Origin of the sequence: Collimonas arenae (genome assembly GCF_001584165.1) — a bacterium.
Taxonomy (GTDB): Bacteria; Pseudomonadota; Gammaproteobacteria; order Burkholderiales; family Burkholderiaceae_D; genus Collimonas; species Collimonas arenae.
Genome location: NZ_CP013233.1, coordinates 710,171 through 722,522, shown reverse-complemented (window position 1 = coordinate 722,522; position 12,352 = coordinate 710,171). Strand labels below are relative to the sequence as shown.

The 12,352-nt window shown below is 57.3% G+C and carries 10 protein-coding genes and 2 pseudogenes; 6 read left to right on the top strand and 6 right to left on the bottom strand.

All coding sequences use genetic code 11. The annotated features are described in order from the left end of the window. Positions 1–38: 38 nt before the first annotated feature. The 3 genes and pseudogenes from CAter10_RS03430 to CAter10_RS03420 all read left to right on the top strand — a co-directional run bounded on the left by CAter10_RS03430 (position 39) and on the right by CAter10_RS03420 (position 2,366). Positions 39–985 (top strand): annotated as a pseudogene (locus tag CAter10_RS03430) (LysR substrate-binding domain-containing protein). Positions 986–1,119: 134 nt separating this feature from the next. Next, positions 1,120–1,974 carry a 4-hydroxybenzoate octaprenyltransferase gene (gene ubiA / locus CAter10_RS03425; protein ID WP_061532290.1) on the top strand — a complete coding sequence of 285 codons (855 nt, stop codon included), beginning with the start codon at positions 1,120–1,122 and terminating at the stop codon, positions 1,972–1,974. A 71-nt stretch (positions 1,975–2,045) separates the two neighbouring features. Then, positions 2,046–2,366 carry an ElaB/YgaM/YqjD family protein gene (locus CAter10_RS03420; protein WP_061532289.1) on the top strand — a complete coding sequence of 107 codons (321 nt, stop codon included), beginning with the start codon at positions 2,046–2,048 and terminating at the stop codon, positions 2,364–2,366. A 138-nt stretch (positions 2,367–2,504) separates the two neighbouring features. Here the strand turns inward: CAter10_RS03420 and proC are convergent, their stop codons facing one another. Next, the gene (gene proC, locus CAter10_RS03415) at positions 2,505–3,329 is read right to left on the bottom strand and encodes a pyrroline-5-carboxylate reductase (RefSeq protein ID WP_061532288.1); all 825 of its coding nucleotides are present in this window, start codon (positions 3,327–3,329) and stop codon (positions 2,505–2,507) included. Between the two features lie 13 nt (positions 3,330–3,342). Next, positions 3,343–4,086, bottom strand: coding sequence for a YggS family pyridoxal phosphate-dependent enzyme (locus CAter10_RS03410; RefSeq protein ID WP_061532287.1), 744 nt, complete (start codon positions 4,084–4,086; stop codon positions 3,343–3,345). Between the two features lie 179 nt (positions 4,087–4,265). Here CAter10_RS03410 and CAter10_RS03405 point away from each other — a divergent pair, with 179 nt between their 5' ends. The 3 genes from CAter10_RS03405 to CAter10_RS03395 all read left to right on the top strand — a co-directional run bounded on the left by CAter10_RS03405 (position 4,266) and on the right by CAter10_RS03395 (position 7,014). Then, positions 4,266–5,309 (top strand): type IV pilus twitching motility protein PilT, encoded by a 1,044-nt coding sequence (locus CAter10_RS03405; RefSeq protein ID WP_061532286.1) that lies wholly within the window; start codon positions 4,266–4,268, stop codon positions 5,307–5,309. A 74-nt stretch (positions 5,310–5,383) separates the two neighbouring features. Next, on the top strand, positions 5,384–6,520 hold the full coding sequence (locus CAter10_RS03400) for a PilT/PilU family type 4a pilus ATPase (protein WP_061532285.1): 1,137 nt from the start codon (positions 5,384–5,386) through the stop codon (positions 6,518–6,520). Then, on the top strand, positions 6,517–7,014 hold the full coding sequence (locus CAter10_RS03395; RefSeq protein WP_061532284.1) for a glutathione peroxidase: 498 nt from the start codon (positions 6,517–6,519) through the stop codon (positions 7,012–7,014). The genes CAter10_RS03400 and CAter10_RS03395 overlap by 4 nt, the downstream gene beginning before the upstream one ends. 85 nt (positions 7,015–7,099) lie before the next feature. Here the strand turns inward: CAter10_RS03395 and CAter10_RS03390 are convergent, their stop codons facing one another. From CAter10_RS03390 to CAter10_RS03375, 4 genes and pseudogenes are all read right to left on the bottom strand, one after another. Continuing rightward, complete coding sequence (locus CAter10_RS03390) at positions 7,100–7,813, bottom strand: MIP/aquaporin family protein (protein WP_061532283.1); 714 nt, start codon at positions 7,811–7,813, stop codon at positions 7,100–7,102. A gap of 103 nt (positions 7,814–7,916) precedes the next feature. Then, a complete protein-coding gene (gene glpK, locus CAter10_RS03385; RefSeq protein WP_061532282.1) occupies positions 7,917–9,413 on the bottom strand; it encodes a glycerol kinase GlpK in 1,497 nt (498 codons plus the stop codon). Positions 9,414–9,533: 120 nt separating this feature from the next. Then, positions 9,534–11,077, bottom strand: a pseudogene (gene glpD, locus CAter10_RS03380) (glycerol-3-phosphate dehydrogenase). Between the two features lie 416 nt (positions 11,078–11,493). Then, entirely contained in the window at positions 11,494–12,288 is a 795-nt protein-coding gene (locus tag CAter10_RS03375; protein WP_061532281.1) for a DeoR/GlpR family DNA-binding transcription regulator, read from the bottom strand. Positions 12,289–12,352: the final 64 nt, after the last annotated feature.

Sequence of the window (12,352 nt, the reverse complement as noted above, 5' to 3'; positions counted from 1 at the left end):
GATACAATGTCCAGTAAAAATTATGAGAAGATAACGACATGACTCTAACCGAACTCAAATATATCGTCGCGGTAGCCCGCGTCAAGCATTTCGGCCACGCGGCCGAAGCCTGTTTCGTGGCGCAGCCGACGCTGTCGGTAGCGATCAAGAAGCTGGAAGATGAACTGGGCGTCGTGATCTTCGAAAGAGGCGGCACGGAAATCTCTGTGACGCCGCTCGGCGCGCAGATCGTGGCGCAAGCCGAACGCGTGCTGGAGCAGACCGCTACCATCCGCGAAATCGCCAATCAGAACAAGGATCCGCTGGCCGGACCGCTGCGGCTGGGCATCATCTACACGGTCGGCCCTTACCTGCTGCCGCCGCTGGTGAAAACCATGATCGAGCAGGTCCCGCAAATGCCGCTGGTGCTGCAGGAAAATTTCACCGTGCGCCTGCTGGAGTTGTTGCGTCAAGGCGAACTGGATGCCGCCATCATCGCCCTGCCGTTTCCCGAGCATGGACTGATGGTGCAGCCGTTGTACGACGAACCGTTCGTGGTGGCGCTGCCCAAGCACCATGCCTGGGCCAATCGTGAAAGCATCAGCGCCGAGGATCTCAAATCGGAAACCATGCTGTTGCTCGGTAATGGCCATTGCTTCCGCGATCAGGTGCTGGAAGTTTGCCCCGAAATGTCGCGCTACTCGACCGCCGGCGACGGTATCGCCCGCACTTTCGAGGGTCGTCGCTGGAGACCATCCGGCATATGGTGGCATCGGGTATCGGCATTACCGTACTGCCGCAAGCTTCTGTGCCCGACCTGGATGCCAAGGACGGCATGCTGCGTTATGTGCCGTTCACTGCACCTGGTCCGTCGCGCCGCGTCGTCATCGTCTGGCGCAAGAGTTTTACCCGCCACGCCGCCATCGAAGCGGTGCAAAAGGCGGTGCTGGCATGTGGCCTGAAAGGCGTCACCTTGCTGCATGACGCGAAAGCTGTCGAAGGCTAGAATCCAGTAACGCAACGTCAAGCTGACGGCAGGCGGCAACGCCTGCCGTCTTTCCATCAAAGCCAGAACGCATCCATGCCCAGGCCCGGTCCTGAAGCATTTACCGTCGCCCTTTTTCTCATCTTCCAAACAGCATGAACCGCCTTAAACTCTATTTCCGTCTGATCCGCATGGACAAGCCGATTGGCATCCTGCTGCTGCTATGGCCGACGCTGGCCGCGCTATGGCTGGCTTCAAACGGCAAACCGGCCTGGACATTGGTCGCAATTTTCTGCATCGGCACGGCGCTGATGCGTTCAGCCGGCTGTGCAATCAACGACTTTGCCGACCGCGATTTCGACAAACATGTCAAACGCACCGCCGAACGGCCGCTGACCAGCGGCAAGATCGCCGCCTGGGAAGCCGTGGTTGTGGCGCTGGTGCTGACACTGTTGTCATTCCTGCTGATCCTGCCGCTGAATGCGTTGACCAAACAGTTGTCGGTGGTTGCGGTGATCGTCGCCGGCAGCTATCCTTACTTCAAACGCTTCTTCGCCATTCCGCAAGCTTACCTGGGGATCGCCTTCGGCTTTGGTATTCCGATGGGCTTTGCTGCGGTACAGGGAACGGTGCCACCGGCAGCGTGGCTGCTGTTGATTGCCAATGTGTTCTGGGCCATCGCCTACGATACCGAGTATGCAATGGTTGATCGCGACGACGACCTGAAGATCGGTATCCAGACCTCGGCAATTACCTTCGGCCGCTATGATGTGCTGGCGGTCATGCTTTGTTATCTATTCAGTTTGGGATTAGTATTTGCTGTAGGCTGGCAGTTCGGCCTGCGCGGCTGGTTCGGCGCCGGCATGCTTCTAGCGCTTGGCTGTGCCCTGTATCACTACACATTGATCCGCGCCCGCGACCGGGTCGGTTGCTTTGCCGCCTTTCGCCACAATAACTGGCTTGGCGCCGCAATCTTCGGCGGGATTGCTCTGGACTACGCGCTACGATAACAAATTAATACGATTTTCATGGTACATTAGGCAACATCTTAACCCCGGCAAACTACTTTGAAGAGGCAAACATGACCACTACCGACAACGTAAAAGAGATGCGCGACAATTTGGCTGGCGAACTGAAATCGGTCATCAAGGAAGCGGAAACCTTGCTCGACGATACACATGACCATGCGGAAAAAAAATACAATTCGGCGCGCGCCAAGCTGAGAGCTGCGCTGGATACCGCCAAGACTGAACTGCCGAAAGCCACCAAGAAAGCTGTCGCACATACCAAGCACGCTGCGCATGTGACCGATGACTATGTCGGCGACAATCCATGGAAAGCAGTCGGCGTGGCGGCCGCCATCGGCTTGCTGGCAGGCTTGGTGATCGGCCGTAGCAAATAAAGCCCGCAACAGAAATATCGGCTCAGGCTTGATCGCCGAGCCCTGATGCTCTTCAAAAAAACAGCGGCTGTCGCGATGCGATTGCCGCTGTTTTTATTTTCAGCCAGACACTATCTGGATTTTTGCAAGGGCTTGCGGCTAATCGCGCCCGAACTCGTCGCCCAGCTCCCGCCCACGGTCCGCTGCGGCCTTGATGGCGCTGACGATGGATGCCTTCACGCCGCTGGTTTCCATGCTGCTCAGTGCCGCATAGGTAGTGCCGCCTTTCGAGGTCACGCGCTCGCGCAACAGGGAAACCGGCTCCGACGACTGCGCTGCCAGCTGCGCTGCGCCAACGAAGGTGGCCTTGGCCAGCTCGATGCCCTGCTGCGCCGTCAAACCCAGTTCTTGCGCCGCCTGCTGCATGGCTTCAATGAAATAGAACACGTAGGCAGGGCCGCTGCCGGATACCGCCGTCACTGCATCGATCTTGCTCTCATCGTCGAGCCACACGGTACTGCCTACCGCACGCAGGATGACATCGGCAGTTTCGCGTTGCTGCGCCGATACGCCTGCGGTGGCCACCATGCCTGTAATGCCCTGGCCGATCAGCGCCGGCGTATTCGGCATACAACGCACGATGGCGTCGTGGCCGCCCAGCCAACGCGCCAGGTCGACCGCACGTATACCGGCGGCGATCGACAGCACCAGTTGGGTCGTTACATGCGGCCGTAATTTGGCCACCACTTCCTTCATCTGCTGGGGCTTGACCGCCAGCACGATCACTTCACTGCGTCCGATTGCAGCATCGATCTCGGTTGAAGTGCTGACGCCAAAGCGCTGCGCCAGGTTGTGCAGCGCGTCCGGATTCAGATCGACCACGTGCAGATTGGCGCCATCGGTGACTTTTCCGGCCAGGCCGCCGATCAAGGCCGCAGCCATGTTGCCACCACCGATGAAACTGATATTGAGCTGAATGTTCATAATTTTCCCCTGATTATTCTATCTGTGATTCCGGCTTGGCCCGATGGCCGAAAATGGCGCTGCCGACCCGGACAATGGTGGCTCCCTCTGCGATCGCCGCCGCCATATCGGCGGACATCCCCATCGACAGCGTATCCAGTTGCGCCGCATGCAGCGGCAGCTCGGACTGCAATTGCTGCAGCAGTTCCCTGGTCTGACGAAACGCTGCACGCTGTTTCTGCTCATCCTCGGTTGGCTCCGGAATGGTCATCAGGCCGCGCAAGGTCAGCTGCGGCAAACCGATGATCGCGCGTGCCGCGTCCAGCACCGCCGACGGCGCTAGGCCGCTTTTACTGGCCTCGCCGCTGATATTGACTTGCAGGCAGACGTTGAGCGGCGGCAGGTGTGGAGGGCGTTGTGCGGACAGCCGTTGCGCGATCTTTTCACGGTCGACCGTATGCACCCAGTCGAAATGTTCGGCGATCGGCTTGGTCTTGTTGCTTTGGATCGGGCCGATAAAATGCCATTCCAGCAATACGCCTGAATACTGAGTACCAGTCAGCGCGACCTTCACCGCGGCCATTTTGTCGATGGCTTCCTGCAAATAGTTTTCGCCGAAGGCGCGCTGGCCGGCGGCAATCGCCTGCATGACTGCATCGGCGCCAAAAGTCTTGGATACCGCCAGCAATGCAACACTGTCAGGTCGGCGCGACACCGCACCGGCTGCAGCCTGAATACTCGTGTGGACGGCTTGCAACTTCTGCGAAATTAAGGACATAATCGGGGACTTCGGAAAGATTACCGCAAGGAAATTTCTGGAACATGCTACCGAGCTTGATTTATCGCTGCCTTATCCAGATTTTGCCGCCGGCGACATCTTCATGAGCGCGCGCTCCATCCAGCAACGGGCATCCAGGAATATCGCTCAACAAACAAAACACAGCACGAGGATTATAAATGGACATTTCCGAACTTCTGGCTTTTTCGGTAAAGAATAAGGCATCCGATTTGCATTTATCCGCAGGCTTGCCGCCGATGATCCGGGTTCATGGAGATGTACGCCGCATCAACCTGCCGGCGCTTGAGCATCAAGAAGTGCATGCGATGATCTATGACATCATGAACGACGGCCAGCGCAAGGCCTACGAAGAACACCTGGAAGTCGATTTTTCGTTCGAGATCCCCGGACTGGCGCGCTTCCGTGTCAACGCATTCAACCAGGACCGCGGCGCCGCTGCCGTGCTGCGGACCATTCCGTCGACCGTGCTGACGCTGGAACAACTCAACGCGCCGCGCATTTTTGCCGAACTGTCACTGAAGCCGCGCGGCCTGGTGTTGGTTACCGGTCCAACTGGCTCCGGCAAATCGACCACGCTGGCGGCGATGGTCAATCACGTCAACGAAAACGAATACGCGCACATCCTGACCATCGAAGATCCGATCGAATTCGTCCACCAATCCAACAAATGCCTGATCAACCAGCGTGAAGTCGGGCCGCACACGCACTCATTCAATAATGCGCTGCGCTCCGCATTGCGCGAAGATCCGGACGTGATTCTGGTCGGCGAATTGCGCGATCTGGAAACCATTCGTCTGGCGCTGACCGCCGCCGAAACCGGCCATCTGGTGTTCGGCACGCTGCACACTTCCTCGGCCGCCAAGACCATCGATCGTATCGTCGACGTGTTCCCGGCAGAAGAAAAGGAAATGGTGCGGGCGATGTTGTCCGAATCACTCCAGGCAGTGATTTCACAAAGTCTGCTCAAGACCAAGGATGGTTCGGGCCGTGTCGCTGCCCATGAAATCATGCTGGGCACGCCGGCGATCCGTAACCTGATCCGCGAAAGCAAGATCGCCCAGATGTATTCGGCGATTCAGACCGGCAGCAACATGGGAATGCAGACGCTCGACAGCAACCTGACCGAACTGGTCAAACGCAATGTCATTTCAATGGCCGCCGCGCGCGCTGCGGCCAAATCGCCGGATAACTTCCCTGGATAACATAATCAACTGCGGAAGAGGCAATCGTTGCTCCTGTCCGCAATTGCGTTTACATACATCGAAATAGGATAGTCATGGAAAGAGATCAAGCGACCAAATTCATGCACGACTTGCTGCGCCTGATGGTCAGCAAGCGCGGCTCCGATCTGTTCATCACCGCCGACTTCCCGCCGGCCTTCAAGATCGACGGCAAGATCACGCCGGTGTCCAACCAGGCACTGACCGCAGTGCATACGCTGGAGCTGGCGCGCGCCATCATGAGTGACAAGCAAGCTGCCGACTTTGAAGAAACCAAAGAGTGCAATTTTGCGATCAGCCCCAACGGACTGGGCCGTTTCCGCGCTTCGGCATTCATCCAGCAGGGCCGGGTCGGCATGGTGCTGCGGGTCATCACCACCGACATCCCGAAATTTGAAGACCTGGGCTTGCCGCCGACGTTGAAAGATGTCGCCATGACCAAGCGCGGCCTGGTGATCATGGTCGGCGCCACAGGCTCTGGCAAATCGACTACGCTGGCGGCTATGGTTGGCTACCGTAACGAAAACAGTTACGGCCACATCATCACTATCGAGGACCCGGTCGAATATATCCACCCGCACAAGAACTGCATCGTTACCCAGCGCGAAGTCGGCGTCGATACGGAAAGCTGGAGCGTGGCCTTGAAAAATACCCTGCGCCAGGCGCCGGACGTGATCCTGATCGGCGAAATCCGCGATCGCGAAACCATGGACTACGCCATCGCCTTCGCCGAAACAGGTCACCTGTGCCTGGCTACTCTGCATGCCAACAGCGCCAACCAGGCGCTTGACCGTATCATCAACTTCTTCCCGGAAGAGCGTCGGCCGCAATTGCTGATGGACTTGTCGCTGAACCTGAAAGGGATCGTCTCGCAGCGGCTGATTCCGTTGAAAACCGTCAAGGGCCGCTGCGCCGCGGTCGAGATCTTGCTCAATTCGCCGCTGATTTCCGACCTGATCTTCAAGGGCGACGTCCATGAAATCAAGGAAATCATGAAGAAGTCGCGCGAACTCGGCATGCAGACTTTCGACCAGGCGCTGTTCGATTTGTACGAAGACGATAAAATCACTTACGAAGACGCGTTGCGCAACGCCGATTCGATCAACGATTTGCGCCTGTCCATCAAGCTGCGCGGCAAAGAAGCCAAGGATCGCGACCTTGCCGCCGGCACTGAACATCTGGGGATTGTATGAGTACCAATACTGGCAGCATTTATGACTTCACCGTCAATCAACTGGATGGCACGCCGGGACCGCTGGCAGCGTTTCGCGGCAAGGTGCTGCTGATCGTCAACACCGCCAGCAATTGTGGCTTCACGCCGCAGTACAAAGGGCTGGAAGAGATTTATCAGAAGTATCACGCACAAGGTCTAGAAGTGCTTGGTTTCCCGTGCAACCAATTTGGTGCTCAGGAGCCGGGGACTGCCGATGAAATCGGGGCTTTTTGCGAAAAGAACTACGGCGTCACTTTTCCGCTGTTCGAGAAAATCGATGTCAATGGCGATCACGCCGCCCCGCTCTACCAGTTTCTGAAGAATGCAGCACCGGGCTTGCTCGGCAGCGAAGGCATCAAATGGAATTTCACCAAATTCCTGGTGGCCAAGGATGGCAGCGTGGTGGACCGTTTTGCACCGCAAACCAAGCCAGAATCGCTGACTGCGGATATTGAGAAATTGCTGGCGAAATAAAGTAAAAAACAAAACGGACCGACTGGCGGCTGCGATAGCACACTAGACGGTCCGCTACTTCAGTTATTGCTGGCTAAGAGCGTAATCAATGCGCCATCTGCAGGCCGTACACCAGCGCTGCCAGCACGCCGCCGCAAATCGAACCCACTACCGGCACCAATGCGTAACCCCAGTCGCTGTCGCGCTTGCCAGGAATCGGCAGCAACGCATGCATCAGGCGAGGGCCAAGATCACGCGCCGGATTGATCGCATAGCCTGTTGTCCCGCCCAGCGAAACACCGATGCTCATCACCAGCAATGCCACCGGCAATGCATCCAGCGCTCCCAGTCCCATCTTCGGCGATGCGATGTTCAGCACACAATAAACCAACACGAAGGTACCCACCACTTCTGACACGATGTTGCCGAATTTGTTGCGGATCGCCGGCGCAGTACAGAACGCGGCCAGTTTCAGATTGCCATCGCTGGTTTCTGCAAAGTGATTGCGATACACCAACCACACCAGGAATGCGCCCGCCATGCCGCCCAGCATCTGCGACACGATGTAGGCCGGTACGCTGCCCCAGGCAAACTTGCCAGCTACTGCCAGCGCCAAGGTGACCGCCGGGTTGAGGTGCGCGCCGCTGGACGACGCCGCGACGAACACGCCGACAAATACCGCCATCGCCCAACCTACGGTGATCACGATCAAGCCACTGCCATTGCCGTGGGTTTTACTCAAGAGAACATTGGCAACCACGCCGTTGCCAAGCAGAACAATCAGGGCGGTGCCCACGAATTCAGCCAAATAGGGAGTCATGACAAACTCTTTCGGAAATAGGATATAGGAAGACCCGGGAAGCAGATGTCGATCCGCTTCCCATGTATTGGCTCCATGCCAATTCAGGTCAGTTCAAGTCGAATCAGGCGTTTGCCCACACCGTGGCGGCGGCGATCGCCCGCTGCCAGCCCTTGATGTTGGCCTGCACTTCTTCAGCCGGCAGTGCTGGCTTGAAGCGCTGGTCGAGTTGCCACTGTCCTTGCACATCGTCGGTGCTGCTCCAGTATCCGACGGCCAGGCCGGCCAGGTAGGCTGCGCCGAGGGCTGTGGTTTCCGTGATTTTTGGACGCACCACGTCGACCCCGAGAATGTCCGACTGGAATTGCATCAGCAGATTGTTCGCGGTGGCGCCGCCATCGACGCGCAGTTCCGGAATCACGATGCCGGCATCGGCTTCCATCGCCTTCAATACATCCATGGTCTGGTAGGCGATGCTGTCGAGCGCGGCGCGCGCGTAATGCGCCGCTGTCGTGCCGCGGGTGACGCCAAAGACGGTGCCGCGCGCATGCGGATTCCAGTGCGGTGCGCCAAGGCCGGCAAACGCTGGCACCAGATACACGCCGTCGGTGCTATTGACACTGCGCGCCAACGCCTCGACTTCGGTAGAAGATTTGATGATGCCGAGGCCGTCGCGCAGCCATTGCACCACCGCGCCGCCGATGAAAATACTGCCTTCCAGCGCATAACTGACCTGGTCGCCAATCTTCCAGGCGACAGTCGTCAGCAGATTGTTCTTCGAGATGATCGGCTTGGCGCCGGTGTTCATCATCATGAAGCAACCTGTGCCGTAGGTATTCTTGACCATGCCCGGCTGCGTGCACATCTGACCGAACAATGCCGCCTGCTGGTCGCCGGCGATGCCGGCAATTGGAATTTCCGAACCAAAGCCGGAAATTTCGGTATGGCCGTAAACCTCGCTCGACGAGTGCACCTCCGGTAACATGCTGCGCGGGACGCCCATGATATCGAGCAGTTCGTCATCCCATTGCATCGTGTGGATATTGAACAGCATGGTGCGCGATGCATTCGAGACATCGGTCACATAACGTTGGCCGCGTGTCATGTTCCACACCAGCCAGGTGTCGACAGTACCGAACGCCAGGCGTCCTTGGTTAGCCAGCTGGCGCGCGCCTTCGACGTTTTCCAGTATCCAGCGGATCTTGGTGGCGGAAAAATAGGAGTCCACCAGCAAGCCGGTCTTTTGACGGATGGTTTCGGCCAGGCCACGCTTCTTCAGTTCGTCGCAGAATGCAGCAGTGCGGCGGTCTTGCCAAACGATGGCGTTGTAGATTGCCTTGCCGGTTTCGCGGTCCCAGACGATGGTGGTTTCACGTTGGTTGGTGATGCCGATAGCCGCAACCGCCGTGCCGTTCAAACCAACCTTGGTCATCGCTTCGGCGGCAACGCCTGCCTGAGTCGACCAGATTTCCTGCGGATCATGCTCGACCCAGCCCGGCTGTGGATAGATCTGGCGGAATTCCTTTTGCGCTGAAGACACGATATTGCCCTGGCGATCGAACAGAATGGCGCGCGAGCTGGTAGTCCCTTGATCCAGGGCTAAAATGTATTTATCTTTCAACTTGTCTACTCCAAGGTTTGTGAATCCGCTTGCGCGGACCGGTTGTCGACTTTGATCCGTAGCAATTCCGGATCAGTCTCTTTTTTCTTCCGGTGCAAGCATTTGCACCGGAGCAGAATTTCAGGCGAGCATGGTGGCCGGCTGCGGCGCCGCTTGCGCTTGCTGCGACTCCAGCCACGCTGTCAGGCGCGCCACTTCCGACGCGTCAAGACGCAGCCCCAACTTGGAACGGCGCCACAGGATATCGTCTGCAGTCAGCGCCCATTCGTTGCGCATCAGGTAGCGCACTTCGGCTTCGTACAAATCGGCGCCAAACAATTGGCCCAGGCCGGCAACATCGTGAATGCCGTCCAGCAGGCGCGCGCTGCGAGTGCCGTAAGTGCGTGCATAGCGCGCAGCCAGTGCGACCGGCAACCAAGCGTGTCGTTGCTGGAAAATGCGATGGAACTCTGCGAGATCGGCGTTCGGCATATCGCCACCAGGCAGCGCCTCGTCTGCGGTCCAGTGCGCTTTCATGTAGCCGAACAACGGCTGCAGATGTTCCATCGCCTCTTCCGCCAGACGGCGGTAAGTGGTGATCTTGCCGCCGAAGACCGACAGCACCGGCGCCAAGCCTGCTCGGCTTTCAACTCCAGGCGGTAATCGCGTGTGACGGCGGACGGGTTGGCGATTTCTTCTTCCAGCAGCGGGCGCACGCCGGCATACGACCAGACCACCTGCGCCGGCGTTACCGGGACTTCGAAATAGCGGCTGACCGATTCGCACAGGTAAGCGGTTTCCTCTTCCGAAATCGTGACCTTGCTCGGATCACCGCTGTATTCGACATCGGTGGTGCCGATCAGGGTGAAATCGGTTTCATATGGAATTGCGAAGACGATGCGCTTGTCGGGATTCTGGAAAATGTAGGCATGGTCGTGGTCGAACAAGCGCTTGGTGACGATGTGACTGCCCTTGACCAAGCGAATGTGATGCTGAGCCGACGTATGCAAAGCGCCGCTCAGCAAGCTGGCGACCCAGGGACCGGCGGCGTTGACTACGCAACGCGCCTTGACTTCGGTGATCTCGCCGCTCTGGGTCGATTGCAAGGTGGCGTCCCAATATTGCTCGCCTTGCTTGGCTTCGATCAAGCGTGTCTTGGTAAGAATCGTGGCGCCGCGCTCCTTGGCATCCATCGCATTGAGCACCACCAGGCGTGCATCCTGCACCGCCGCGTCGGAATAGACAAAGCCCTTGATCAAAGTTTTCTTCAATGGTTTGCCGGCCACATGCTTGCGGAAATCGATGGAGCGTGAACCTGGCAACAACTCACGCTTGGCCAGATTGTCGTACAAGAACATGCCGGCGCGGATCATCCAGGCCGGCCGCAGGCTCGATACGTGCGGCATCACGAAACGCAGCGGCACGATGATATGCGGCGCCAGGCGCAGCAAGCGTTCACGTTCCTGCAGCGCCTTGCGGACCAGGCTGAATTCGTAGTGTTCCAGGTAGCGCAAGCCGCCGTGGATCAGTTTGGTGCTGGCCGACGACGTGTGCGAAGCCAGGTCATCCTGTTCGCAAAGCAACACGCTCAGGCCGCGCCCAGCTGCATCGCGCGCAATTCCGGCGCCATTGATGCCGCCGCCTACCACCAATAAATCAACAATTTCACCTGATGCCACAGCCATCTCCTTGTGTCGGTAACTCGCTCATCGGGCAAACGCGCCGCTGCCAATTGGCAAAAAAGCATGTTCGCAATGTCACCAGACATCATAAAATATTTATATTCGAAAGTATATTGTTCGAATTCGAACATTGATAATCATTTATATTTATTAGAAGCAACTGACTGATAGGAATAATCTTAAATATGTATAGACGATTTCTATACTGCCCTCGTGCGCAATCGGCCGTGGAAAGCAGCGGCCGGAATCAGGCCAATGCGTGCCGAGATCATGTAGTCAGTGCGGGGAAGGAGTCGTTGGCCGCGATGGGCCATATGGGTAAAAACAACACTGCCGACTTGGCTCAGTGTCTGATAGACGCAGCGCGATAGCGCCTGTTGCCGCTTATTTACTTCAATGAAGGAAGGAAATTCCGGACATCAAACTGGTTTATTGCCATCCGCAACAAACACATCGATCTTCGCCTCTTCGAAAATTCCACTCATTTCTTCCGGCACGGGCCGGTCGGTAAACAGCGCATTGATCTTCGAAATGTCGCCCAGCCGCACCAGCGCCGGCCGCCAGAATTTCGAATGATCGGCGACCAGGAATACCGTGCGCGAATGTTCGATGATTGCCTCCGACACGCGCACTTCACGATAATCAAAATCACGCAAAGTGCCATCTGCCTCGATGCTGGAAATGCCGATGATGCCGAAATCGACCTTGAAACGACGGATGAAATCGATGGTTTCCTCGCCGGTGATGCCGAGGTCGCGCGCGCGCACTACGCCACCGGTGATGATCACTTCACAGCCCGGATAGCCGCTCATGATGGCGGCCACGTTGAGGTTGTTGGTGATGACGCGCAAGTTGCGGCGACGACTCAGGGCCTTGGCAACTTCTTCGTTGGTAGTGCCGAGATTGATGAAAAGCGTTGCCTGGTCTGGAATATGCTCGACCACCAGCGCAGCGATGCGACGCTTCTCTTCCGAATACAAGCCTTGGCGCGCACCGTACGCGATATTCTCGGCGCTGGATGGCAAGCCAACGCCGCCGTGATAACGTTGTAGCAGGTTCATTTCTGCCAGCAAGTTGATATCGCGCCGAATCGTCTGCTGCGTCATCTGGAAACGCGTAGCCAGATGCTCAACCGTGACGAAGCCGTCGCGCTGCACATAACTCAATAATTCCTGTTGGCGCGCATTAAGCTGTTGCGTTGATATCTCTGGCATGAAACCTGTCCCGTGGGTATTTTTAAAGTTTTTTATTATGATTCGAATTCCTCAGCATGGGGGA